Origin of the sequence: Pseudomonas sp. 02C 26, assembly GCF_002843585.1 — a bacterium.
Taxonomy (GTDB): domain Bacteria; phylum Pseudomonadota; class Gammaproteobacteria; order Pseudomonadales; family Pseudomonadaceae; genus Aquipseudomonas; species Aquipseudomonas shirazensis.
Map to the genome: position 1 here is coordinate 3553515 of NZ_CP025262.1, position 23850 is coordinate 3577364.

Below are 23850 nucleotides of genomic sequence, written 5' to 3' on the forward strand. Positions count from 1 at the left end.
CCAGGCTGGATCAGGAAGCCGAGTTGATCGGCTTTTCCGGATACCAGGCGTCGAGCAGCGGGCTGACTTTGACTTCGGTCAGCTCGTTACGGCCCTTGAGCCACGCTTCGACAGCAGCACGCTGCTCTTCGCTGACCGAGCCACGCTCGGCCAGGCAGACCAGACCGAAGTCATCGCCGCCGACGTAGTCCAGGCCGTTGGCGTCCATGGCTTCTACCAGGAAAGCGTCGAGGAAGGCATCGATGGCTTCTTCAGACAGGTCTTCCTTGAAACCAAGGTTCAGTTCGAAGCCCAGCTCCTGGAATTCATCTACGCAGAGTTTTTTGCGCAGACGGCGGGAACGGTTGGTAGCCATGAAACAATCCTCTTAAGTAATTACGGGCGGCACTTTACCAGTTTCCGGGGCGCAGCGGCGCTTTTGTGTCGAACCCGGCACATACAGGACGCGCTTGGGGCATAATGCCCGCTATATTTCGATCTGGGGCCACCATCTTTTACAGCCCCGTTATTTCCCCCTCGCCCGCAGGGTTTTCCTACTTATGATCAAAGCGCTCCGCCCACTGCTGCTCGCCGGCCTGATGCTGCCTCTGGCCATGCCCACTCAGGCCGCCGTCAACACCACCTTGCCGCCCAAGGTGCAACAGGCTCTCAAGACCAACAAATTGCAGGACAACGCCCTGTCGCTGGTCATGCTGCCCCTCGATGGCCCCGGTACGGCAACGGTGTTCAACGCCGATGTGTCGGTCAACCCGGCCTCAACCATGAAACTGGTTACCACCTACGCCGCCCTCGAGCTGCTTGGCCCGACCTTTCAATGGAAAACCGAGTTCTACACCGATGGCACCCTGAGCAATGGCGTGCTCAACGGCAACCTGTACCTCAAGGGTGGCGGCGATCCCAAACTGAACATGGAAAAGCTCTGGCTGCTGATGCGTGACCTGCGCGCCAACGGCGTGCGCACCGTCACCGGTGACCTGGTGCTGGACCGCAGCCACTTCGTGCAGCCCAACCTGCCCCACTTCGACGATGACGGCGGCGACACCAACAAGCCGTTTCTGGTCAAGCCAGACTCGTTGCTGGTCAACCTCAAGGCGCTGCGTTTCGTTGCTCGCAATGACGGCGGCAAGGTCATGATTGCAGTCGAACCGCCGATTGCCAGCATCCGCATCGACAATCAGGTCAAGGCTGTCGCCTCCAAGCAGTGCGCCGGTGAGGTCCGCTATAACCCGCAGGTCAGACCAGACGGTGTCACCGTAGTGGTCAGCGGCCAATTGGGCGAAGGCTGCAACTCGCAGACCTATCTGGCCCTGCTCGACCACCCCGCCTACGCGGCAGGTGCCGTTCGCGCAATCTGGAACGAACTGGGCGGCACCATCCAGGGTGGCGATCGCATCGAGAACGTGCCGAAAAGCGCCCGAGTACTGGCGCGGGCATTCTCGCCCGACCTGGTCGAGGTGATCCGCGACATCAACAAATACAGCAACAACACCATGGCTCAGCAGCTGTTCCTGAGCCTGGGCGCGCAGTTCCGTACCGATGCCGACGGCGATGACGCGCGCGCCGCACAACGGGTCGTGCGTCAGTGGATGGCGAAAAAAGGTATCACCTCACCGCACCTGGTGATGGAGAACGGCTCTGGCCTGTCCCGCGCTGAACGTGTCAGCACACGTGAAATGGCCACCCTGCTGCAGGCGGCCTGGAACAGCCCTTACGCGGCTGAATTCATCAGCTCGATGCCGCTGGTGGGCATGGACGGGACCATGCGCAAGCGCCTTAAACGCACTGCCATGACCGGCCAGGCGCATATCAAGACCGGCACTTTGAATACCGTGCGCGCAATCGCCGGCTTCAGCCGCGACAGCAACGGCCACACCTGGGCAGTGGCGGCGATCCTGAATGATCCCAAGCCATGGGGTGCGTCACAAGTGCTTGATCAGGTGCTGCTTGAGCTGTATCGCCAGCCGAAGCTGAACACTGGCACCGCCGCATCGGGGCTCTGAACCAAGCAGTCTGAGCAGCGCGTGCCAGCCGCCGCGGCGCTGCTCGGCAGGCAGATCAGGCCGACTTAAGGCTGCACTACTTCAACTCGGTCGCGGCCACCCTGCTTGGCTGCGTACACCCCGGCATCGGCGCGCAGCAGCAGCGCATCGGCGCCCTCCCCCGGGTGCCAGGCAGCCACGCCGAAGCTTGCCGTGACCTTGCCGACCCCGTTGATCACCAGACTGCGTACCCCCTGCCACAGCTCCAGCGCCAGGGTGCGCGCCTGCGCGATATCGCTACCTGGGCACAGCACCATGAACTCCTCGCCGCCGAGCCGGCAGAACACGTCCGTACGGCGCAGACGATGGCTGATGTGCTGGCACAGGCTGCGCAGAACATCGTCACCTACCGCATGCCCATGCTCATCGTTGATGCGCTTGAAGTGATCGACATCGAGCATGATCACCGCCAGCTCCAGGCCATCACGCGCTGCGCGATCAAGCTCGATCTTCAGCCGCTCCTGGAAGTAGCGGCGGTTGTGAATACCGGTCAACACGTCGGTAATCGATAGCGCCCGCAGCTCGTGCTCGACCCGCTTGGGCTCGGAAACATCGGTCAGATAGCCATGCCACAAGGTGCATCCCGCCTCGCCCAGTTCAGGCGTGGCCTCACCGCGCACCCAGCGCAAACCGGCCTGCGGCAGAATCACCCGATACTCTTCGCGCCACGGGGCAAGGTGCTCTGCCGAGTAACGGATCGAGCGCAGCACCCGCTCCAGGTCATCAGGATGAATCCGCTCGGTAATCGGCGCCGCATCCTCACGCAGCTGATGCAGATCGATCTCGTAGATGTCGAACAAGCCCTGGCTGGCGTAGGGAAAACATGTATGTCCAGACGCATCCAGACGGTACTGATAGATGCCTCCAGGCACTTCGGCACTGAGCTTCTCCAGCAGCCGATCACGCACCGCCAGTGCCTCATGCACGCGGCGCCGTTCAGTGACATCAATGCAGATTGCCAGGTAGCCGACCCAACGGCCGTGCTCATCGAGCACCGGGCTGACCAGCATGGTCGCCAGCAGCTGGCTGCCATCGCTACGTTGCAGGGTCCATTCGCCAGGCTGGTTGTCCGCGGCCTGCGCCGCATCGGCAAAGATTGCCTGAGCGCAGCTGATGTCGCGGCCGTGCTGCTGGCTCAGGGCCTGGGCGCGCTGGTGCAACTCGTCGGCCTGAATCAGCGCGGGCAGATCAAGCCGGCCGACCACTTCGCTGGCGGCATAACCCAGCATGCGCTCGGCGCCAGCATTGAAGGTGATGATCCGGCCCTTGAGGTCAGTGGCGATAATCGCCACCTGAGTTGCCGCATCGAGCACGCTGCGCAGTTGGTTATGGGTGCCCCTGAGGGACTGCTCACTGATGCGCAATTCGGCCGTGCGCTGCTCGACCAGCTTCAATGCGCGCTGGCGCTGGCCGAGCACGCTGTACAGCAAAGCGCCGAGCAGCACGCTCAGCAGCGCCCCAAGTAGCGCGACCGCCGGCACCAACGATGAACGATTGGCGTGCACGAAGCTTTGGCTGGGACGAATCAGCATCTGATAGGGATAACCAGCCAGCTGCAGTTGACGGGCACTGGCCATTGCCAGCGGCGCTGCCGGGTTGAGCGACTGGTACAGCAGGTTTTGCCCGCTGCCATCGCTGATGCGCACCACCAGGTCGTCGTCCGTTGCAGCTGACACGCCCTCGCTGACCAAGCGCTGCAAGTCGAGCAGGACAATCACATAGCCACTGGGTATACCGTCGCCTGCAACATTGGCGAAGACTGGAGCAAGCATCATCAGCACTATCGCCGCAGGCTGCTCTGGCAACTGCCATGGCGCGGACACCGCCATGCTGCCTGGGGTAGTCGCGCGCACCAAAGTGCTTTGCACGCGCCTCAGGTTGAACAGCTCCAGGCCAGAAGGCAGCCCAGGCAGATTGGAAGTTTGCACAAAGCGTATGGGGTAGGCGTGGCCGCGTAATGCCAAGGGCTGTACCTGCGCCTGGCCGCCAGCATCAGGGGACGCATTGTGGACAGCCAGTTCGGCACTCGCCCCCCACCTGGCGGTGGCAACGGCGGGCGCCCAGGCGTAGGCCAAAGTGCGCTGCAACAGCGGTTTGACGTAGCCCTGAAATTCGCCTGCGGTGACGTTATCGGAATAACTGAAAAAGCGCCGCAGGCTATCCAGGCGCTGTTGCTGGTCTGCCAGGCGTTCGGCAATACGGCTGTAGCGGTCTGCGGCCAGCAGCTCGAAGCGCTGGCGCAGTTGCTGTTTGGAGAAGCTGTACGCGGCGGTCGTCAGCGCCGCCGTGAACAAAGCGCCGCTGATTACCGCCAGCAGCGCCAACGCCCAGGCCGGTAATGCCTGATAGAGCAGGCCAAACACATTCGCACGCACCTTCGACATAGAGCGATCTCGTCACGTCAGCGTCCTGCGAATTGTTCAACCCTGACTATTTATAGCTATTGGCCATTAGCGGCGCAACTCCGACATTACCCAGTACCACTTCAGCGCAGCTGCAAGCGCCAGGCACGGTGGATCTTGCTGTTGCGAGCAAAGTCCGGATCAACCGTCTGCGCGCTTATTTCTTCCACGACATACCGCGCGCTCACGCTCTCGTCGAGCTGGAACTTGCGGAAGTTGTTGGAGAAATACAGCACACCGCCAGGCGCCAACCGGGCCAGGGCCAGGTCAAGCAACTGCACGTGGTCGCGCTGCACGTCGAACACCCCTTCCATGCGCTTGGAATTGGAGAACGTCGGCGGGTCGATGAAGATCAGGTCGTAGCTCTCGCGGCAGCTCTCCAGCCAGGCCATGACGTCACCCTGCTCCAGGCGATGGCGATCGGAGTAGCCATTGAGCGAGAGGTTGCGCCGCGCCCAGTCCAGGTAGGTCTTGGACAGGTCGACGCTGGTGGTCTCGCGTGCGCCGCCCTTGGCCGCATGCACAGTCGCCGTGGCGGTGTAGCAGAACAGGTTGAGGAAACGCTTGCCGGCCGCCTCGCGCTGGATGCGCATGCGCATCGGACGGTGATCGAGGAACAGCCCGGTGTCGAGATAATCGGTCAGGTTGACCAGCAACTTGACGCCGCCTTCGCTGACTTCCTGGAAACGCCCTTCAGTCGCTTGACGCTCATACTGGCGAGTACCGCTCTGGCGCTGACGGCGCTTGAGCACAATACGCTGCTGATCGATGCCCAGTGCCTGCGGGATCGCTGCAAGCACATCGAGCAGACGCCCTTGGGCCTTTTCTGGATCGATGGTACGCGGGGCGGCGTACTCTTGTACGTGCACCCAATCCTGGTAGAGGTCGATCGCCACAGCGTATTCGGGCATGTCGGCGTCATACAGGCGGTAGCAGTCGATCTGTTCGCGGCGGGCCCACTTGCCCATCTGCTTGAGGTTCTTCTGCAAGCGGTTGGCAAACATCTGCGCACCTTCAGAAAGGCGTGCCGGCTCGTTGACGACTGCCACCGGGCGATCGCTGTCAGCTTCCTGGGCCTCGACAGAACGACGCTCGCCGGAGACACCCGTGACGAACTGATCAGGCTGGATCTTGAACAGCAGCAGTTTGCACGGCAACGCGCCGTTCCAGAACGCGTACTGTTTGTGGCTGCGCACACCCATACGCTTGCCCAGTTCAGGCGCGCCGGTGAATACCGCCGCCTCCCAGCCCAGACACGCCTGGCGCAGACGCTCGCCCAGGTTCTGGTAGAGGTAGAGCAAGCTGGCCTCATCGCCCAGACGCTCGCCGTAAGGCGGGTTGCTGATGACCAGACCTTTCTGGTTCTGGTCCGGACGCGGTTCAAACGTGCCGACCTCACCCTGGTAGATCTTGATCCAGTCGCTCAGGCCGGCCCGTTCGACGTTGTTGCGGCCCGGCTGAATCAGCCGTGGGTCGGCTTCGTAACCGCGAATCCACAGCGGCGGCTTGGCCAGGCCGGCTTCGGCGCGCTGGGTTGCTTCGTCATGAACCTTGCGCCACAACGCCGGCACGTGGCCAAGCCAGGCGCTGAAGCCCCAACGCTCGCGCTTGAGGTTGGGCGCAATATCGGCGGCGATCATCGCGGCCTCGACGAGGAAGGTACCGACACCGCACATCGGGTCAGCCAGCGCGCCGCCTTCGGCAGCAATGCGCGGCCAGCCGGAACGAATCAGCACCGCTGCGGCGAGGTTTTCCTTAAGCGGCGCGGCGCCCTGCTGCAAACGATAGCCGCGCTGGTGCAGGCTGTGCCCAGAGAGGTCGAGCGAGAGGATCGCTTCACCACGATCCAGGCGCAGGTGCACACGCATGTCCGGATTCAGCTTGTCGACCGACGGGCGCAGGCCGTCTTTGTCGCGCAGCTTGTCGACGATGGCGTCCTTGACCTTCAGCGCACCAAAGTGGGTGTTGTCGATGCCCGAGCCATGCCCGCTGAACTCCACGGCCAGCGAGCCATCGGCGAGCAGATGATCCTGCCATTCGACGGCATTGACGCCGTCGTAGAGGTCATCGGCATTTTTCATCGCAAAACGTTTGAGCACCAGCAGTACGCGGTTGCCCAAGCGGGACCACAGGCACAAGCGGTAGGCGGTTTCCATGTCGGCCTCGCCACGAATGGCCGAGGTGTGCTCACGCACGTCCTCAAGGCCGAGGCCTCGGGCCTCATCGGCGAGCAGGCCTTCTAGGCCCTTGGGGCAGGTGAGGTAAAGTTCGAAACGGTCCGACATGAGTAATCCAGTGCCTATGGCTATTTGAGTGACGGGACGACGCATCGTCCGTCAGGGTTTTCCCGAGCGCCCTTTTCAGGCGCTCGGGTGGCCTTGCGTGATTCGCGAAGGCCTGGCCGCCCGACAATTGTGCATGCACCCAAGGGTGAAAGCAGCCTTTGATCGTCGAGCAGTACGAAAAATTCTTGCGCCAGGTCATTAAAGCGACCCTTCGTCGCATTTCAAATTAATTCAGCCGTTTTTTGACGACGCTGGCCAAATAGCGGCCAGTGCGGCTAAACCCCGATCACAGCGGACATTTGCCCAAACAAGGTTGAGTCGCATTTATTTACTTATCACTTCACCTACAGAAACGTTACGTCCTTATGACAAAACGATCATTCACACTGTGACTTTCATTGGTTAGAACTGACCACAGGCCGCTTCGCAACGAAACGGCACTTCAAGCTCGCCACGCCGGCAGCGAGCGCAAACCGGCAGAAAGATTCTGCCCGGCCTCTGTGAGGCCGACGGGACATTACAGTCAACAAGTGAGGGCAACACCCTATGAGAAGACTTAAGCGTGATCCGTTGGAAAGAGCATATTCACGTGGCTACCAGTATGGGGTCACCGGCAAATCTCGCGAACTTTGCCCCTTCACCCTAGCATCTGTACGTCAGGCCTGGATAAACGGCTGGCGCGAGGGTCGCGGAGATAACTGGGACGGCATGACCGGCACTGCTGGCATTCATAGACTCAACGAAAATCACGCCGTTGGCTGATCAAGGAATCTGAATTCGAGTCACCATGCACGCCCCATCCGGGCGGCGGGCTGCGGCCCAGGGGCCCCTCAAAGGGGCCCTTTTTTATGCCCGCTGATCAGCCCCGTGGCATTGCTGCAATGGCATCGACTGCTTCGCGAATCAGCGCCGGGCCCTTGTAGATGAAGCCCGAATAGATCTGTACCAGGCTGGCACCGGCAGCGATTTTCTCAGCTGCGTGACGGCCTTCGGTGATCCCACCTGCGGCGATGATCGGCATCCGCCCGGCCAACTCCCCTGCCAGCACCTTGACCGTATGGGTACTCTTGGCCAGCACTGGCGCACCCGACAGGCCACCGGCTTCAGCGCCATACGGCAGGCTCTCGACGCCTTCACGGGACAGCGTGGTGTTGGTTGCGATCACTGCATCCATGCCCGACTCCAGCAGCGCCGCAGCTACCAGCGCGGTTTCTTCGTCGGTCATGTCCGGGGCAATCTTGATCGCCAGCGGCACACGCTTGGCATACTCAGTGGCAAGCTGCTCGCGGCGCACCGCAAGTGCATCCAGCAACTGCTTGAGCGAGTCACCGAACTGCAGCGAGCGCAGGCCCGGGGTATTCGGCGAGCTGACATTGACGGTGATGTAGCTGGCGTCGTTGTAGACCTTCTCCAGGCCAATCAGGTAATCGTCGACCGCGCGCTCGACCGGCGTGTCGAAGTTCTTGCCGATGTTGATCCCCAGCACGCCATCGAAGCGCGAGGCACGCACCCGCTCCAGCAGGTGATCGACGCCCAGGTTGTTGAAGCCCATGCGATTGATGATCGCCGTTGCCTCAGGCAGACGAAACAGCCGCGGCTTGGGGTTGCCCGGCTGCGGGCGTGGCGTCACGGTACCGATTTCGACAAAGCCGAAGCCCAGCTGGGCAAAGCCATCGATGGCCGCGCCGTTCTTGTCCAGACCCGCCGCCAGCCCGACCGGGTTGGCGAAGTTCAAGCCCATCACCGTCACTGGAGATGGCGCCGGCTGCTTGCACAGCAGGCCATTGAGCCCCAGCCGGCCACCGGCACCAATCAGGTCCAGGGACAGGTCGTGGGAGGTTTCCGGAGAAAGCTTGAACAGCAGCTGGCGGGCCAGGTTATACATGGGCGGACAATACTCGGGGATGAGTGAGGGGGCGATTATAGCCAGCACGCCGCTGGCGCGACAGGCCTTTGCTGACCGTCTGGCATATGCCTTGCTTCAACAGCAGGCACAGCCTATTCGGTACAGGCGAGGATTTTTGTGAATACAGCTCCCCACGCAACACCTCTGGCCTGGGTCAACGGTAGTGACGCGCCGGAAAAACCCAGCCTCGATATCGGTTTCATGGCCCTTACCGACTGCGCTTCGGTAGTGGTTGCCGCCACTCAGGGCTTCGCCCAGCAGCAAGGCCTGACCCTCAACCTCAAGCGCCAGGCCTCCTGGGCCGGCATGCGTGACAAGCTGGTCAGTGGCGAGCTGGATGCAGGGCATTGCCTGTATGGCCTGATCTACGCCGTGCACCTAGGCATCGGCGGCAGCGCCCGCCGCGATATGGCCGTGCTGATGGGCCTGAACCAGAACGCCCAGGCCATCAACCTGTCACCCGCCCTGCAGCGCAAAGGCGTGACCAGCCCTGAAGCACTGGCAAAACTGGTGCACCAATCAGGGGCGAAGCTGACCTTTGCCCAGACATTTCCTACCGGCACCCACGCCATGTGGCTGTATTACTGGCTGGCCAGCCAAGGTATTCATCCGCTGCACGACGTCGCCAGCGTCGTGGTGCCGCCCGCGCAAATGGTCGCCCATGTACAGGCCGGTCGCATCGATGGCTTCTGCGTCGGCGAACCGTGGTCAGCCCAGGCGGTGGCCGAGGGCCAGGGCTTCACCCTCGCCACCAGCCAGTCGATCTGGCCGAACCACCCGGAAAAGGTCCTTGGCTGCGCGCGAGCGTTTGTCGAGCTGTACCCCAACAGCGCCCGCGCACTGGTCAAGGCGATATTGGCCGCCAGCCAGTTCATCGAGCAGAGCCAGGAGAATCGCCGTAGCACGGCTCATCTACTGAGCGGCAGTGCCTACCTGGATACTGCAGTGGCGACGATTGAACCGCGCCTGCTCGGCGACTATCAGGACGGGCTGGGCAATCACTGGCAGGACCCCCACGCACTGCGCTTTCATGACCAAGGCCGGGCCAACCAGCCCTACCTGTCCGATGGCATGTGGTTCATGACCCAGTTCCGCCGCTGGGGTTTGCTGCGCGAAGACCCCGACTACCTGGAGGTCGCCAACCAGGTGCAGCAGCTAGCCCTGTACCGCGCTGCTGCCGCTGAGCTCGGCTTGCCAGGCGACGTATCAGCAATGCGCAGCAGCCTGTTGATCGACGGCATCCGCTGGGATGGCAGCGACCCGCATGGCTACGCCCGCAGTTTTCACCTGCACGCCATGACACCGGCGCCTAGCGCCCATCTCGCTCGGTGAAGGGGCTGAACATGCTACGGATCCTGTTGATCGACGACACAGAGAAAAAAGTCGGCCGGCTCAAGCTGGCACTGATCGAAGCCGGCTTCGAGGTCATCGAGGCCACGGGCCTCACCATCGACCTGCCTGCCTGCGTCGAAACGGTGCGCCCGGACGTGGTCTTGATCGATACCGAGTCACCGGGGCGTGATGTCATGGAGCAGGTGGTGCTGGTCAGCCGCGATCTGCCACGGCCGATTGTCCTGTTCACCGACGAACACGACCCGGATGTGATGCGCCAAGCGATCCACGCCGGGGTCAGTGCCTACATCGTCGAGGGCATTCAGAGCAGCCGCCTGCAGCCGATTCTGGATGTAGCGATGGCCCGCTTCGAGAGCGACCAGGCGCTCAAGGCCCAGCTGTTGGCGCGCGACCAGCAACTGGCCGAGCGCAAGCGTGTGGAGCATGCCAAGGGCTTGCTGATGAAGATGAAGGACTGCAATGAAGAGCAGGCCTACACCCTCATGCGCCGCCAGGCCATGAGCAAGCAGCAGAAGCTCATCCAGGTGGCGGAGCAGATCATCGCCATGCACGAGTTGCTCGGCTGAAACGGTTGCCTCCCAAGGGGTTGGCCCGGCTTTTGCTCTGCAATCACTACAGGTAGCCAACGGCGGTTGCCACAGTTTCCGACAAAGACGTCGCTCACCCCTCCATCAAGATGGATCGGGTAGCGGCGTCTTTTTCGTTCCAGCCCAGCACAGCCTGGGCATGACAACCGTTGCAAGCCGCGTGAGGTGTTCGATGAATACGAGCTTCTGGAAATCCGGGCATGTGCCTACCCTGTTTGCTGCATTCCTGTATTTCGACCTGAGTTTCATGGTCTGGTACCTGCTCGGCCCGATGGCGGTGCAGATTGCCACCGACCTGCAGTTGACCCCACAAGAGCGCGGCCTGATGGTCGCCACGCCCATCCTGGCCGGCGCCCTGCTACGCTTTGGCATGGGTCTGCTGGTCGATCGTCTGTCGCCCAAAACCGCTGGACTGATGGGCCAGGTGGTGGTGATCGTGGCGTTGGCCTGCGCCTGGCACTGGGGCGTGCACAGCTACGAACAAGCCTTGCTGCTGGGAGTTTTTCTCGGATTTGCCGGCGCTTCGTTCGCCGTGTCACTGCCGCTGGCCTCGCAGTGGTACCCGCCGCAGCATCAGGGCAAAGCGATGGGCATCGCTGGCGCCGGCAACTCCGGCACCGTCTTCGCGGCGCTGCTGGCGCCGGCCCTGGCCGCAGCCTATGGCTGGAACAACGTGTTCGGCTTCGCCCTGATCCCGCTGCTGCTGACCCTGCTGGTGTTTGCCTTGCTGGCCCGCAACGCGCCGCAACGACCAAAACGCAAAGCCATGGCCGACTACTTCAAGGCGCTGGGTGATCGCGATAGCTGGTGGTTCATGTTCTTCTACAGCGTCACCTTTGGCGGCTTCATTGGCTTGGCCAGCGCCCTGCCGGGCTACTTCAGCGACCAATATGGCCTGAACCCGATCACTGCCGGCTACTACACCGCGGCCTGCGTGTTTGGCGGCAGCATGATGCGCCCGCTGGGCGGCGCTCTGGCCGACCGCTTTGGCGGCATCCGCACCCTGCTCGGCATGTATGGCGTAGCTGCGGTATGTATCGCCGCGGTCGGCTTCAACCTGCCTAGCGCCACGGCTGCGCTGGCTCTTTTCGTCAGCGCCATGCTTGGCCTGGGCGCCGGCAATGGCGCAGTGTTTCAGCTGGTGCCGCAGCGCTTCCGCCAGGAAATCGGGGTAATGACTGGCTTGATCGGCATGGCCGGCGGCATCGGTGGCTTCCTCCTGGCCGCAGGGCTGGGCATGATCAAGCAGCACACCGGTGACTACCAGCTGGGTCTGTGGCTGTTCGCAAGCCTGGGCCTGCTGGCCTGGTTTGGCCTGCATGGGGTCAAACTACGCTGGCGCACCACCTGGGGCTCGGCTGCGGTTACCGCAGCGCGGGTATAGGGCAAACCCATGAGCCTGCAATTGCGCTTTGCCCAAGCCAGCGCCACCGGTCCGCGCAGCGAAAACCAGGACGCTCTGCGCCTGGTGACACCGGCGCCGGAATTGGCAGCGAGCAAAGGCTATCTGGTCGCACTGGCCGACGGCGTCAGTCAGTGCGCCGATGGCGGCCTGGCCGCGCGAGCCAGCCTGCAGGCGTTGGCGCTGGACTACTACGCCACGCCGGCCACCTGGCCGGTCGCGCAGGCGCTGGATCGCCTGCTGCTGGCGCAAAACCGCTGGCTGCGCGCCCAAGGCAGCGGCCAGCCGCTGCTGACCACCCTCACTGCACTGGTCCTGCGCGGGCGCCGCTTCACCCTCGCCCACGTCGGTGACTGCCGTGCCTATCGCTGGGATCAGGGCCGCTTGCTGTGCCTGAGCGAAGACCATGTCTGGGATCAGCCGGGCATGCAGCATGTCCTCAAGCGCGCGCTGGGCCTGGACCAGCATCTGTTGGTGGACTACCTGGACGGTGAGCTGGTTGCCGGCGAAACCCTGCTGCTGCTCAGCGATGGTGTCTGGGCCTGCCTTGGCGAGCAAGCGATTGCCGCCATCCTCAGAGATCAACCTGACCTGCAGGACGCCGCCGACATCTTGGTCGCCAGCGCCCATCATGCCGGTAGCCAGGACAACGCCAGTGCCGTGCTGGTGCAGATCGAACAGCTCGGCCCGAGCAACTTCAGCGACACCCTGGCGCAACTGCAGCAATGGCCAGTGCCCGGGCCGCTGCGCCCCGGGCAAGCCATCGATGGCTGGCAGGTCGATGCTCAATTGGCCCGCAGCCGCCAGTCGCTGCTGTATCGGGTGCATGACAGTCAGGGCCAGGCGTGGCTGCTCAAGACCCTGCCCGGCGCCGCCGAAGCAGATCCGGGTGCCGCTCAGCGCTTGCTGCAGGAAGAGTGGTTTCTGCGGCGGGTGGCCGGTCGGCACTTCCCTGAGGTGCATGCGGCCAATCACCGTCAGCATGTGTACTACCTGATGCGCGAATACCCGGGCCAGACCCTCAGCGCCCTGTACAACGTGCAAGGCCCGCTACCCCTGGCGCAGTGGCTGGAAATCGCCCGGCAGCTGCTGCAGGCAGTCGGCGTGCTGCACCGGCGCAACCTGCTGCATCGGGATATCAAGCCCGAGAATCTGCACCTGGGCACAGACGGCCAGTTGCGCCTGCTCGACTTTGGCCTTGCCTATTGCCCAGGGCTGTCTGAAGACGCCCCCCATGACCTGCCTGGTACGCCGTCGTTCATTGCCCCGGAGGCGTTCGACGGGCAACTGCCGCAGGCGCGCCAGGACCTCTATGCCACGGGTGTAACTCTGTACTACCTGCTCACCGGGCACTACCCCTACGGTGAAATCGAGGCCTTCCAACGGCCGCGCTTCACCCACGTGGTCAGCCCCGGCCGTTATCGCCCGGACCTGCCTGAATGGCTGCAACGCAATCTGGAGCAAGCCGTCGCGGCCGATCCCCGGCAACGTTTCGAAACCGCCGAGCAATGGCTGCTGTTGCTCGAACGTGGCGACCGCCAGGAACTGAGCGAGCGGCCACGGCCATTGCTGGAGCGCGAGCCGCTCAAGGTCTGGCAGACGCTTGCCGTGCTGTCTCTGCTGTTCAACCTGATATTGCTGTTCAGCCTGTTCAAGGGCTGAGCGCGCTGCTTGATGAGGAACATCTGATGAACGCGAAAATCTGGTTGGTTGGTGCCGGCCCCGGCGACCCTGAACTGCTAACGCTGAAAGCGGTGCGGGCCTTGCGCGAGGCGCAGGTGGTGATGATCGATGACCTGGTCAATCCGGCTGTGCTTGAGCATTGCCCAGGGGCACGGGTGATTGCCGTGGGCAAACGCGGCGGTTGTCGCTCGACGCCGCAAGCGTTCATTCAGCGCCTGATGTTGCGCCATGCCCGCCAGGGGCGCTGCGTGGTACGCCTGAAAGGCGGCGACCCATGCATCTTTGGCCGTGGCGGCGAAGAAGCACTGTGGTTGCAGCAGCGCGGTATCGAGGTGGAGTTGGTCAACGGCATCACCGCTGGACTGGCCGGTGCCACTCAGTGCGGCATCCCCCTCACCCTGCGCGGGGTCAGCCGTGGCGTGACCTTGGTGACAGCACATACCCAGGATGACAGCGAGCTGAACTGGGCAGGCCTGACTCAGGGCGGCACCACCTTGGTGGTGTACATGGGCGTGGCTCGGCTGGGGGACATTCGACAGGGTTTGCTCAAGGCCGGCATGGCGGCAGACACGCCCGTCGCCATGATCGAGAACGCTTCGCTACCGAGCCAGCGCGAGTGCCGCAGTACGCTGCTGGAGATGGCCATGGATGCGACCGCCTTCGCCCTGCGCAGCCCAGCAGTGCTGGTGATAGGCGAAGTGGCGCGGCAAGGCGCGGTGGCCGAGCTGGTGACCGCAGCCGTAGGCGCTGCCTGAACGCGGCACAGCGGACTTTTTTACAGGCAAAGAAAAACCCGGCCTAGGCCGGGTTTTTCCTGAATCTCAGACCAATTACTTGGCTTGAGCTTCTACTTGCGCTTCAACGCGACGGTTAACAGCGCGACCTTCTTCGGTGGCGTTGTCAGCAACCGGACGGGTTTCGCCGTAGCCAACCGAGTCAACACGGCTCGATTCTACGCCGTACTGCTGGGTCAGAACTTGCTTAACGGCGCTAGCGCGACGCTCGGACAGCTTCTGGTTGTAAGCGTCTGGACCTACGGAGTCAGTGTGACCTTCGACAGTGGTAGTAGTCGATGGGTACTGCTTCATGAAGTCAGCCAGGTTCTTGATGTCGCCGTAGCTGTTAGGCTTGACAACCGACTTGTCGAAGTCGAACTTGACGTCCAGCTCAACACGTACGACTTCGGCAACTGCTGGGCAGCCGTCGGCGTCAACGGTAACGTTGGCTGGGGTGTCTGGGCATTTGTCGACGTTGTCGCAGACGCCGTCGTTGTCGCTGTCGGAGCACACTTCAGCAACTGGAGCTGGAGCGACTTCAGCAGTCTTCGGGCTACCGCCGAAGTTCAGGCCGATACCAACGCTTGGCGCCCACTCGGTGTCGCCTTGGTCGATGTTGTACTGAGCTTCAACGCCAGCACGAGCGTAGAACATGTCGGTGATGTACCACTTGGCACCAGCGCCAACGTTGGCGAAGGTGGACTGGTTACGACCACCACGGCCGGTCTGGCCGATGGACTGGTGGGAGAAACCAGCCGACACGTACGGACGGATTGCGTCGTACGGGTTGTTGAAGTGGTACAGAGCGTCCAGGGCGGTGTTCGAGCCCTTGATGTTCTTGCCATCTTCGCCACGAGCGTTGTGGACTTCGTCGTAGCCCAGACGCAGTTCAACGTCGTCGGTCAGGAAGTAACCGATCGAGCCGCCGAACAGGTTGCCGTCGTTCTTGAAGTCACGCTGGCTGTCGAAGAATTCTTTCTTGTAGAAGCCTTCGACTTCTACAGCGCCTGTGCCTTGGGCCAGAGCGCCGAACGAAGCAGCGGCAACGAGCGAGCCAATGGCCAAGCCCAGAGTGTTTTTCAATTTCATCCGTTAAATCCCCATCGTGTGATAGATAAGCAGTCCCACCAAAAACCGGGGGACAACTCGACGGCAAGTCTAGCAGAACTCACCGGTGGTTTAGAGACATTTGCTGGCCACTAAGTTTCAACCTCGCCAGCAAATTTCTCTCTGAGCTTGTCGAGCGCACGCTTGTAGCGCATTTTCGTTGCGCTCAAGCCCATGTGCATGATATCGGCGATCTCCTGAAATTCCAGCTCTGCGACAAAACGCAGCACCAGGATCTCGCGGTCAATCGGGTTCACATGCACCAGCCACTTGTCCAGGCCGCCCTTTTCTTCAGGTTTTGGTGCCTTGTCCTCTGACGCCTCTTCTATAGGGTCAAGGCTCAAGGCATCCATCAGCCTGCGTTTGCGTCGCTCCTTGCGGTACTGGGTGATGCACTCGTTGTAGGTGATGCTGTAGAGCCAGGTCTTGAACTTGGATTTACCTTCGAAGTTCTTCAACCCGTACAGCACTTTCAGCATCACCTCCTGACAGACATCGTCAGCGTCGCGGTCGTTCCCCAAATAACGTGCACAAACGTTGAACAGGGTTCGTTGGTACCGGCGCATGAGTTCCTCATACGCCCGGGTAACGTGAAACAGCTCCTCATGCGAACGCGCCACCAACTCCTCGTCGGTGAGTTCGTGTGGGTCATAGCGCATGGGCGGCGAATGAACTTTATTCAAAACGAATCTGGCCGACAGTCAGGTCAAGTCGCCGCACGCACCCTCAGGGCGCCTTTTCGCGGCGACATACAGTAACAGCTTTTACCCGGTTAGCGGCTATCGACACGCTGTTCGAGCAAGCTGCGGTTGGCCAACGACACCAATTCGCCATCGTCGGTCAGCACTGTCGTCTTCACCGTGCCGATCTCTTCGATCTGGCCTTCAACCTCTCCAATCCGGACCTGCTGGCCAACCTGATACAGCTCGCGCACGTAAATCCCAGCCAGAATCTGCCCGGCAATTTCGCGGCTGCCCAAGCCCATCGCCAGGGCAATTGCCAGACCAACGGTAATCAAGCCAATGACGATTACGTGGTTGAGCAGGTCGGTCTTGACCTCCAGCTGGCTGATAGCCACCGAGATCGCAATGATGATCACCAGGCCTTGAGCGATGCGCCCGACGCCTGCAGCGTACTCCAGGCCGATGCCTTCCGCGGCGCCGCGGACCAGGCCATTGACCAGTTGCGCAAGCATGACCCCGGCCAGCAGCACCAGGGCCGCGCCAAATACCTTGGGCAGATACAGCGCAAGCATGTCCAGCGTTGCCGAGACCCGCTCAAGGCCGAGTGACTCAGCCGCAGAGACGAGGAAGATCAGCAGCACGAACCAATACACGATCTTGCCGATCAGGGTCGATATCGGCACCTGAATGCCGCCGCGGCTGAGCATCTTGGTCATGCCGGTACCGGCCATCAGACGGTCCAGGCCAAACTTGGCGAGCAGCTTGGACAACAGCGTATCGAGCAGCTTGGCCACCACGAAACCGAGCAGCACCACGACCAGCGCGCCGAACAGGTTGGGGATGAAGTTCGCCACCTTGGTCCAAAGGGCAGTCATTGCGGTGACCAGGCTCTGGGTCCAGAGATCGAGTTCCATATTCAATCAGCCTTATCAGCTTTGCTGCCAGCGGCAGGATTACGGCGCACCGGCGCAACATGCGCCGAGCCATTGTTGACGGCAATCATCAGCGCCTGGCTCCAACGGCCAAGCAAGCTGAACAGATCGCCCGCACCAACCTGACGGTTGGCGGTTTTCAGCACGCGACCCAGACACGCTGCGTCGTCTCGGTCCTGACCGGACGGCGACGCATTGAGCAGGTCACGCAAGGATTGTTCAAACGGATCGTGCATGGGCACCTCGCGTAATGTCAGTCAAAGACGAGGGCGCCGGGCAACGGGTCACAACGTCACCGCACGCGAATGTTTCAAAATGCACCGGATCACACCCAGCGCAGGCGGCGGAACAACCACCACTGCCCTGCCGCCAGTGCCAGGACCAGCAGGCTGGCGAACAGGAATCCATAGGGGCTGTCGGCGCCCGGAATGCCGCCGACGTTGATCCCCAGCAGGCCGGTGACAAAGCTCATCGGCAAGAAAATGCAGGTGATGATGCCGAAGCGGAACATGGTCCGGTTCATCCGCTCGCTGCGCCGCCGGTCTTCGCTCTCGAGCACCAGTGCGGCGCGCTCGCGGGTCAGTTCCAGCTCCTCGAGGTAGCGGATCAGGCTGTTGTTGAGTTCGTTCCAGTAATCGGCATCGGCGTCAGCGAACCAGCTCCACTTGTGCCTTGCAAGCTGTACGTAGATTTCCCGTTGCGGCGCCAGGAAGCGGCGCAGGCCGGCAGCGCGGCGGCGAATCTGCTGCAGCACACCGTCTTCTGGCGTGTACCGTTCGTCGGATTCCACCTTCTCTTCTTCGAAATCGACCAGTTCGGACAGATCACTGACCAGCGCCTGGACCTTTTCGGTCAGCAGTTCGCCCATCAGCAAGAGCAACTCGGAGGCCGATTTGGGCCCCCTGCCCTCGCTCAGCAGCTGCAGGATTTCGTCGCTGGCGCGCAGTGGCCGCAAGCGCAGCGAGATGATCCGTTGCGCCTCTGCAAATATGCGCACCGAGACCATATCTTCAGGCTCGGCACCAGGATTGAGATTGACCCCGCGCAAAAACAGCAGCAACTGCTCATCCGCCAACGGCAACAGCCGTGGTCGGGTGTTTTCTTCAAGCAGCAGCTCGCAGCTGAACTCGCTCAGCCCGCTTTCGCGCAGCAACCAGCTGCGGGTCTGCGGATGGCTGCGGTCCCAGTGCAGCCAAAGGCTCTGCTCTGGCTGCAACTGCAGGTCATCCAGTTCGGTCCGAGCGATAGAACGCGCGCCACCTTTGCCATCGAGCACCAGGGCATGCACCAGCCCCCACTGCGCGTTGTCTTCCTCGAACATTCCAGCTCCATCAGCGCGCGCGGCGCATCACTCGGGCATTTGCAGCGGTTGCGGCGAAACGATCACGCCGTTGTTGTCGGCGTAAACGTATTCACCCGGGCGGAAGGTCACGCCGGCGAAGGTCACCACCACGTTGAGGTCGCCAAGGCCACGCTTGTCGGTCTTCAGCGGATGCGCGGCCAGCGCCTGCACACCGACGTTGGTCTGCACCAGCACGTCGACATCGCGCACGCAGCCATAGATGACCAAGCCTTCCCAACCGTTTTGCGCAGCCTTGGCGGCAATCATGTCGCCCAGCAGCGCGCAACGCAGCGAGCCGCCACCGTCGACCACCAGCACCTTGCCGCGGCCATCAAGCTCGGCTTGAGCCTTGACCAGCGAGTTGTCTTCAAAACACTTGATGGTCACGATCTGGCCGCCGAACGAGTCGCGGCCACCGAAGTTGCTGAACATCGGTTCCAGCACCTGGACCAGGTCTGGGTTGGCGTCGCACAGATCGGGCGTTACGTAATGCTGCATGGGAAGGCTCCTGTCAGGCACAACGAAAGCGGAAAGTCCGGCCAAGGCTACACCGCGCGAGGTGGTGCAGTCATCTGCGACTGCTCAGTCAGGCTGGCCGCCAGTTCGGCGCCACGTACCGGCGCGTCAGGATCACGCAACCAGCCTTCGATCAGCGGCCATACCTGGATCTGCGCAGCCTTGCTTACCAACATGTCGACATGGCCAAAGGCATCGAAGCCCTGCTCCCGGCCCAGGCAAAGAAACTGCTTGCGCTCGGCGCCGTATTGCTCGAACAGCTTGCGGCAGGCCCACACCGGGTCCTGCAGATCACCCGCGCCCGCCACCGCCAGCAGTGGCACATCGACCTCGCTCAGCCCTGCCCACCAATCCTTGCCCTTCTCGCCGAAGCGCCCGAACAGGCCATGCCAACGCATGCTCTCCAGCGCCAGGCCGATCGGCTCGTCTTCCGGCCCGCGCTTGAGCCGGGAGCCAGAAATATGTGCAAAGCGTTTGAGCAGCAAGCGCGCGCCCCACTCCACTGTCGGCACCTTCAACGGCCAGTACACGCGGCTGATCTGGGTGCCAAACAGGGCCACGCTGGCCACCTGTTCAGATGGCAGGTAAGCGCCACCCAGCGCTGCCGTAAGCGTGGTCCCGCCCAGCGAATGGCCGATCCAGTGGGGAGCCCGGCCGGCTTGTTCATGGACAAATGCAGCAATCACCGGCAGATCGTAGCGCGCGTAGTCGGCTACGCGGTTTTGCCGCCACTGGCGATTACGCGGTGACAGGCCATGACCGCGCATCTCCGGGATCCACACATCAAAACCGGCCCTCGCCAGAAACGCGCCCAAGCCGATGCCTTTGGGCGAAAACCAGAACCGTCGATTGGAGAAGCTGCCGTGCAGCAGAATCACCGGTATGCCATGAACGCCGCCGTGATCGGCAAGGCCAAGACGCGTGACCGCCAGCTCGACGCTGGGGTCGGGGCTGTTGCCAGCCTTGATCCGGTACACGTCTTCACTGAGGTCACCGCGGCGTTCGGCACTTTGCAAGGCCACGGGGAAGAGAGCGCTACTGCTTTGCATAGAATACTTGTATGAAAAAGGGCGGGAACCATCGCTGGAACTCGCCCCGAAGAATACGCGCGCAGGCACGTTGGACGTGCCTGCGCAGTGCTTGGATCAGGCCGGGGCTTGACCTTCGGCCAGGAAGAACCAGGTCTCGAGTACCGAATCCGGGTTCAGCGACACGCTCTCGATCCCCTGTTCCATCAGCCACTTGGCCAGGTCTGGGTGGTCGGAAGGGCCCTGGCCACAGATGCCGATGTACTTGCCGGCCTTGTTACAGGCCTGGATGGCGTTGGCCAGCAGCTTTTTCACCGCAGGATTACGCTCATCGAACAGGTGCGCGATGATACCCGAATCGCGGTCCAGGCCCAGGGTAAGCTGAGTCAGGTCGTTGGAGCCGATCGAGAAGCCGTCGAAGTACTCGAGGAACTCTTCAGCCAGAATCGCGTTGGACGGCAGCTCGCACATCATGATCACGCGCAGGCCGTTGTCGCCACGAGCCAGGCCGTTTTCGGCAAGCAAATCGACAACCTGGCTGGCCTCACCCAGGGTGCGCACGAACGGTACCATGATCTCGACGTTGGTCAGGCCCATCTCGTTGCGCACGCGCTTGAGCGCACGGCACTCGAGCTCGAAGCAGTCACGGAACGACTCGCTGATGTAGCGCGAAGCACCGCGGAAGCCCAGCATCGGGTTTTCTTCTTCCGGCTCGTACAGCTTGCCGCCGATCAGGTTGGCGTATTCGTTGGACTTGAAGTCCGACAGCCGCACGATGACCTTTTTCGGATAGAACGCCGCAGCCAGGGTGCTGATGCCTTCGACCAGTTTCTCGACATAGAAGCCGACCGGATCGGAATAACCGGCGATACGCTTGTCTACACTGTCCTTCAGCTCAGGTGGCAACCCGGCGTAGTTGAGCAGCGCCTTGGGGTGCACGCCGATCATGCGGTTGATGATGAACTCCAGACGAGCCAGGCCGACACCAGCGTTGGGCAACTGGGCAAAATCAAAGGCGCGATCCGGGTTGCCGACGTTCATCATGATCTTGAACGGCAGGTCGGGCATGGCATCGACCGAATTCTGCTTGATGTCGAAGCCCAGCTCACCTTCGAAGATGAAGCCGGTATCGCCCTCGGCGCAGGACACGGTCACACCCTGGCCGTCCTTGAGCAGCTGGGTGGCGTTGCCACAACCGACTACGGCCGGAATGCCCAGCTCACGAGCGATGATCGCCGCGTGGCAGGTCCGCCCGCCACGGTTGGTGACGATGGCGCTGGCGCGTTTCATGACCGGTTCCCAATCCGGGTCGGTCATGTCCGAGACCAGCACGTCGCCCGGCTGGACGCGGTCCATTTCCGACACGTCGTTGATGATCCGCACCTTGCCGGCGCCGATGCGCTGGCCAATGGCGCGGCCTTCGACCAGTACCGTGCCCTTCTCTTTGAGCAGGTAGCGCTCCATGACATTGGCGCTGGCGCGGCTTTTTACCGTTTCTGGGCGGGCCTGAACGATGTACAGCTTGCCGTCGTCACCGTCCTTGGCCCACTCGATGTCCATCGGCCGCTGGTAATGCTGCTCGATGATCATGGCCTGCTTGGCCAGCTCGTTGACTTCGTCATCGCTCAGGCAGAAGCGCGCACGTTCGGCACGGTCGACTTCGACGGTCTTGACCGAACGACCGGCCTTGGCTTCGTCGCCGTAGATCATCTTCAGCGCCTTGCTGCCCAGGTTGCGGCGCAAGATCGCCGGGCGGCCGGCTTGCAGGGTGTGCTTGTGGACATAGAATTCGTCAGGGTTGACCGCGCCCTGAACCACGGTTTCGCCCAGGCCGTAGGCGCCGGTAATGAACACCACGTCGCGGAAACCCGATTCGGTATCGAGGGTGAACATCACCCCGGCAGTGCCGGTTTCGGAACGGACCATGCGCTGCACGCCAGCCGACAGGGCGACCAGTTTGTGGTCAAAGCCCTGGTGCACGCGGTAGGAAATGGCGCGATCGTTGAACAGCGAAGCGAATACTTCCTTGGCCGCGCGGATCACGTTTTCAACGCCACGGATATTGAGGAAGGTCTCTTGCTGGCCAGCAAAGGAGGCGTCTGGCAGGTCTTCTGCGGTGGCCGAAGAGCGCACGGCCACGGCCATGTTGTCGTTACCCTGGGCCATTTCGGCGAAGGCAGCGCGGATTTCGGCATTCAGGCGCTCGGGGAACTCGGCTTCCATGATCCACTGACGGATCTGCGCGCCGGTCTTGGCCAGGGCGTTGACGTCATCCACGTCCAGCGCGTCGAGCGCGGCATGGATCTGCGCGTTCAGCCCGCTCTGCTCGAGAAAGTCACGGTACGCCTGAGCCGTAGTGGCAAAGCCGCCCGGCACCGAGACGCCGGCACCTGCGAGGTTACTGATCATCTCGCCGAGGGATGCGTTCTTGCCCCCCACATGCTCTACATCATGGACGCCGAGCTTATCGAGGGAAACTACGTACTCTACCAAGGTGATCTCTCCACTAACGGTGTTGGAAAAGCTCAGAGCGCCCGCCTGACGGTTCAGACTGGGCCGGGCGCTTATGGCCGGGACCTGGAAAATAAGTGAGAATGCCAAAAGCCGCATTCGGCAAAGCGAACTTATCATATCCAAGAAACGTCATCAGCTTAAGGCCTAGGGTGCAAATGAAACGAACCGCGTTTTTCATCTCCGACGGCACCGGCATCACTGCCGAGACCCTGGGTCAAAGCCTGCTCGCACAATTCGAGAGCATTCCGTTCAATAAATTCACCCGCCCGTACATCGACAGCCCGGAAAAGGCGCGCACGATGGTGCTGCAGATCAACGCAGCGGCGGAGCGTGACGGGATGCGGCCGATCATCTTCGACACCATCGTCAACCAGGACATTCGCGAGATTCTGGCGACTTCCAACGGGTTCATGATCGATATCTTTTCGTCGTTCCTGTCGCCCTTGGAGCAGGAGCTGACCGCGCATTCGTCGTATTCGGTGGGCAAGTCGCACTCGATTGGCGGCAACTCCAACTATATGGAGCGGATCGAGGCGGTGAACTTTGCGCTGGACAACGATGATGGTGCGCGCACGCATTATTACGACAAAGCCGACCTGATTCTGGTGGGGGTGTCGCGCTGCGGCAAGACGCCGACCTGTCTGTACATGGCGATGCAGTTCGGGATTCGTGCGGCGAACTATCCGTTGACTGAGGATGACATGGAGCGGCTGCAGTTGCCGGCGGTGCTGAAGAAGCATCACAGCAAGTTGTTTGGCCTGACCATTGACCCGGACCGGTTGACGGCTATTCGCCATGAGCGCAAGCCTAATAGCCGATATTCGAGCTTTGCGCAGTGTGAGTTCGAGGTGCGTGAGGTGGAGAATCTGTTCCGCCGGGAGAATATTCCGAACATTGATTCGACGCATTTTTCGGTTGAGGAGATTTCGGCGAAGATATTGGTTGAGAAGGGGGTTGAGCGGCGGTTCAAGTAGGTTGGCTTTATTGGATGTGGGCTTATCTGTTTGATTTAGTGGCAGTTTTGGCCCCTTTCGCCCTTACGGCGAGTCACTTTTTGGCAAACGCCCCAAAAAGTAACCAAAAAGGCCAGGCTCCCACATACGGCCCCTGCCCTACCCTCCGGGGTTCCCTCACTCCGGCATTGCTCCCGGAAGGACCGCGCTGAACGGGCCATCCTGGCCCGCAGCGCTTGCCGGCCATCCATGGCCGGCACCTCCCTTCGCAATGCGTGCGTTCGGCCTCCTGAGGTCGCGGATAGATCAAGAGCACGCCTCGCTGCGCTGGCGCAGATCAAA

At 61.8% G+C, this 23850-nt stretch carries 20 protein-coding genes; 8 read left to right on the forward strand and 12 right to left on the reverse strand.

Going from position 1 to position 23850, the window contains the following annotated elements; translation table 11 throughout:
* Positions 1-10: 10 nt before the first annotated feature.
* Positions 11-355, reverse strand: a complete 345-nt coding sequence (locus tag CXQ80_RS16230; RefSeq protein WP_101321297.1) for a YggL family protein — start codon at positions 353-355, stop codon at positions 11-13.
* Positions 356-539: 184 nt separating this feature from the next.
* On the opposite strand from CXQ80_RS16230, the gene dacB reads away from it, so the two are divergent.
* Positions 540-2000, forward strand: a complete 1461-nt coding sequence (gene dacB, locus CXQ80_RS16235) for a D-alanyl-D-alanine carboxypeptidase/D-alanyl-D-alanine-endopeptidase (RefSeq protein WP_101321299.1) — start codon at positions 540-542, stop codon at positions 1998-2000.
* Positions 2001-2065: 65 nt separating this feature from the next.
* Here dacB and CXQ80_RS16240 read toward each other — a convergent pair whose 3' ends face one another.
* Complete coding sequence (locus CXQ80_RS16240; RefSeq protein ID WP_101321301.1) at positions 2066-4423, reverse strand: diguanylate cyclase; 2358 nt, start codon at positions 4421-4423, stop codon at positions 2066-2068.
* Positions 4424-4524: 101 nt separating this feature from the next.
* Positions 4525-6726 carry a bifunctional 23S rRNA (guanine(2069)-N(7))-methyltransferase RlmK/23S rRNA (guanine(2445)-N(2))-methyltransferase RlmL gene (rlmKL, locus tag CXQ80_RS16245; protein WP_101321303.1) on the reverse strand — a complete coding sequence of 734 codons (2202 nt, stop codon included), beginning with the start codon at positions 6724-6726 and terminating at the stop codon, positions 4525-4527.
* A gap of 546 nt (positions 6727-7272) precedes the next feature.
* Here rlmKL and rmf point away from each other — a divergent pair.
* Entirely contained in the window at positions 7273-7488 is a 216-nt protein-coding gene (gene rmf, locus CXQ80_RS16250; RefSeq protein WP_101321305.1) for a ribosome modulation factor, read from the forward strand.
* 97 nt (positions 7489-7585) lie between these two features.
* Here rmf and CXQ80_RS16255 read toward each other — a convergent pair whose 3' ends face one another.
* Positions 7586-8611 (reverse strand): quinone-dependent dihydroorotate dehydrogenase, encoded by a 1026-nt coding sequence (locus CXQ80_RS16255; protein ID WP_101321307.1) that lies wholly within the window; start codon positions 8609-8611, stop codon positions 7586-7588.
* 138 nt (positions 8612-8749) lie between these two features.
* On the opposite strand from CXQ80_RS16255, the gene CXQ80_RS16260 reads away from it, so the two are divergent.
* From CXQ80_RS16260 to cobA, 5 genes are all read left to right on the forward strand, one after another.
* Positions 8750-9964 (forward strand): CmpA/NrtA family ABC transporter substrate-binding protein, encoded by a 1215-nt coding sequence (locus CXQ80_RS16260; protein ID WP_101321309.1) that lies wholly within the window; start codon positions 8750-8752, stop codon positions 9962-9964.
* An 11-nt stretch (positions 9965-9975) separates the two neighbouring features.
* Positions 9976-10551 carry an ANTAR domain-containing response regulator gene (locus CXQ80_RS16265; RefSeq protein ID WP_101323076.1) on the forward strand — a complete coding sequence of 192 codons (576 nt, stop codon included), beginning with the start codon at positions 9976-9978 and terminating at the stop codon, positions 10549-10551.
* Positions 10552-10744: 193 nt separating this feature from the next.
* Entirely contained in the window at positions 10745-11956 is a 1212-nt protein-coding gene (locus CXQ80_RS16270; protein ID WP_101321311.1) for a NarK/NasA family nitrate transporter, read from the forward strand.
* Between the two features lie 9 nt (positions 11957-11965).
* Positions 11966-13636 (forward strand): bifunctional protein-serine/threonine kinase/phosphatase, encoded by a 1671-nt coding sequence (locus tag CXQ80_RS16275; RefSeq protein WP_101321313.1) that lies wholly within the window; start codon positions 11966-11968, stop codon positions 13634-13636.
* Between the two features lie 26 nt (positions 13637-13662).
* A complete protein-coding gene (gene cobA / locus CXQ80_RS16280; RefSeq protein WP_101321315.1) occupies positions 13663-14412 on the forward strand; it encodes a uroporphyrinogen-III C-methyltransferase in 750 nt (249 codons plus the stop codon).
* Between the two features lie 75 nt (positions 14413-14487).
* Here the strand turns inward: cobA and CXQ80_RS16285 are convergent, their stop codons facing one another.
* The 8 genes from CXQ80_RS16285 to ppsA form a co-directional block, all read right to left on the reverse strand.
* Entirely contained in the window at positions 14488-15522 is a 1035-nt protein-coding gene (locus tag CXQ80_RS16285) for an OmpA family protein (protein WP_101321317.1), read from the reverse strand.
* 110 nt (positions 15523-15632) lie between these two features.
* Positions 15633-16199 (reverse strand): RNA polymerase sigma factor SigX, encoded by a 567-nt coding sequence (gene sigX, locus CXQ80_RS16290; RefSeq protein ID WP_101321319.1) that lies wholly within the window; start codon positions 16197-16199, stop codon positions 15633-15635.
* Between the two features lie 113 nt (positions 16200-16312).
* Positions 16313-17137 (reverse strand): mechanosensitive ion channel domain-containing protein, encoded by an 825-nt coding sequence (locus CXQ80_RS16295; RefSeq protein ID WP_101321321.1) that lies wholly within the window; start codon positions 17135-17137, stop codon positions 16313-16315.
* A gap of 2 nt (positions 17138-17139) precedes the next feature.
* Positions 17140-17391 carry a CrfX protein gene (locus tag CXQ80_RS16300; protein ID WP_101321323.1) on the reverse strand — a complete coding sequence of 84 codons (252 nt, stop codon included), beginning with the start codon at positions 17389-17391 and terminating at the stop codon, positions 17140-17142.
* Positions 17392-17480: 89 nt separating this feature from the next.
* Positions 17481-18476, reverse strand: a complete 996-nt coding sequence (locus CXQ80_RS16305) for a CorA family divalent cation transporter (RefSeq protein ID WP_101321325.1) — start codon at positions 18474-18476, stop codon at positions 17481-17483.
* Between the two features lie 27 nt (positions 18477-18503).
* Positions 18504-18995, reverse strand: coding sequence for a ribonuclease E activity regulator RraA (gene rraA / locus CXQ80_RS16310; protein ID WP_101321327.1), 492 nt, complete (start codon positions 18993-18995; stop codon positions 18504-18506).
* A gap of 47 nt (positions 18996-19042) precedes the next feature.
* Positions 19043-20062: an alpha/beta fold hydrolase gene (locus CXQ80_RS16315; RefSeq protein WP_101321329.1), complete on the reverse strand. Its 1020-nt coding sequence runs from the start codon at positions 20060-20062 to the stop codon at positions 19043-19045.
* Between the two features lie 96 nt (positions 20063-20158).
* Positions 20159-22534, reverse strand: a complete 2376-nt coding sequence (ppsA, locus tag CXQ80_RS16320) for a phosphoenolpyruvate synthase (RefSeq protein WP_101321331.1) — start codon at positions 22532-22534, stop codon at positions 20159-20161.
* A gap of 176 nt (positions 22535-22710) precedes the next feature.
* On the opposite strand from ppsA, the gene CXQ80_RS16325 reads away from it, so the two are divergent.
* Positions 22711-23529 (forward strand): pyruvate, water dikinase regulatory protein, encoded by an 819-nt coding sequence (locus CXQ80_RS16325; protein WP_101321333.1) that lies wholly within the window; start codon positions 22711-22713, stop codon positions 23527-23529.
* Positions 23530-23850 lie beyond the last annotated feature (321 nt).

What these genes read in the sequence shown, in the direction of transcription:
- CXQ80_RS16230 (WP_101321297.1), bottom strand. Translation starts at nt 355, where the DNA reads ATGGCTACCAACCGTTCCCGCCGTCTGCGCAAAAAACTCTGCGTAGAT.
- dacB (WP_101321299.1), top strand. Translation starts at nt 540, where the DNA reads ATGATCAAAGCGCTCCGCCCACTGCTGCTCGCCGGCCTGATGCTGCCT.
- CXQ80_RS16240 (WP_101321301.1), bottom strand. Translation starts at nt 4,423, where the DNA reads ATGTCGAAGGTGCGTGCGAATGTGTTTGGCCTGCTCTATCAGGCATTA.
- rlmKL (WP_101321303.1), bottom strand. Translation starts at nt 6,726, where the DNA reads ATGTCGGACCGTTTCGAACTTTACCTCACCTGCCCCAAGGGCCTAGAA.
- rmf (WP_101321305.1), top strand. Translation starts at nt 7,273, where the DNA reads ATGAGAAGACTTAAGCGTGATCCGTTGGAAAGAGCATATTCACGTGGC.
- CXQ80_RS16255 (WP_101321307.1), bottom strand. Translation starts at nt 8,611, where the DNA reads ATGTATAACCTGGCCCGCCAGCTGCTGTTCAAGCTTTCTCCGGAAACC.
- CXQ80_RS16265 (WP_101323076.1), top strand. Translation starts at nt 9,976, where the DNA reads ATGCTACGGATCCTGTTGATCGACGACACAGAGAAAAAAGTCGGCCGG.
- CXQ80_RS16270 (WP_101321311.1), top strand. Translation starts at nt 10,745, where the DNA reads ATGAATACGAGCTTCTGGAAATCCGGGCATGTGCCTACCCTGTTTGCT.
- CXQ80_RS16275 (WP_101321313.1), top strand. Translation starts at nt 11,966, where the DNA reads ATGAGCCTGCAATTGCGCTTTGCCCAAGCCAGCGCCACCGGTCCGCGC.
- cobA (WP_101321315.1), top strand. Translation starts at nt 13,663, where the DNA reads ATGAACGCGAAAATCTGGTTGGTTGGTGCCGGCCCCGGCGACCCTGAA.
- CXQ80_RS16285 (WP_101321317.1), bottom strand. Translation starts at nt 15,522, where the DNA reads ATGAAATTGAAAAACACTCTGGGCTTGGCCATTGGCTCGCTCGTTGCC.
- sigX (WP_101321319.1), bottom strand. Translation starts at nt 16,199, where the DNA reads ATGCGCTATGACCCACACGAACTCACCGACGAGGAGTTGGTGGCGCGT.
- CXQ80_RS16295 (WP_101321321.1), bottom strand. Translation starts at nt 17,137, where the DNA reads ATGGAACTCGATCTCTGGACCCAGAGCCTGGTCACCGCAATGACTGCC.
- CXQ80_RS16300 (WP_101321323.1), bottom strand. Translation starts at nt 17,391, where the DNA reads ATGCACGATCCGTTTGAACAATCCTTGCGTGACCTGCTCAATGCGTCG.
- CXQ80_RS16305 (WP_101321325.1), bottom strand. Translation starts at nt 18,476, where the DNA reads ATGTTCGAGGAAGACAACGCGCAGTGGGGGCTGGTGCATGCCCTGGTG.
- rraA (WP_101321327.1), bottom strand. Translation starts at nt 18,995, where the DNA reads ATGCAGCATTACGTAACGCCCGATCTGTGCGACGCCAACCCAGACCTG.
- CXQ80_RS16315 (WP_101321329.1), bottom strand. Translation starts at nt 20,062, where the DNA reads ATGCAAAGCAGTAGCGCTCTCTTCCCCGTGGCCTTGCAAAGTGCCGAA.
- CXQ80_RS16325 (WP_101321333.1), top strand. Translation starts at nt 22,711, where the DNA reads ATGAAACGAACCGCGTTTTTCATCTCCGACGGCACCGGCATCACTGCC.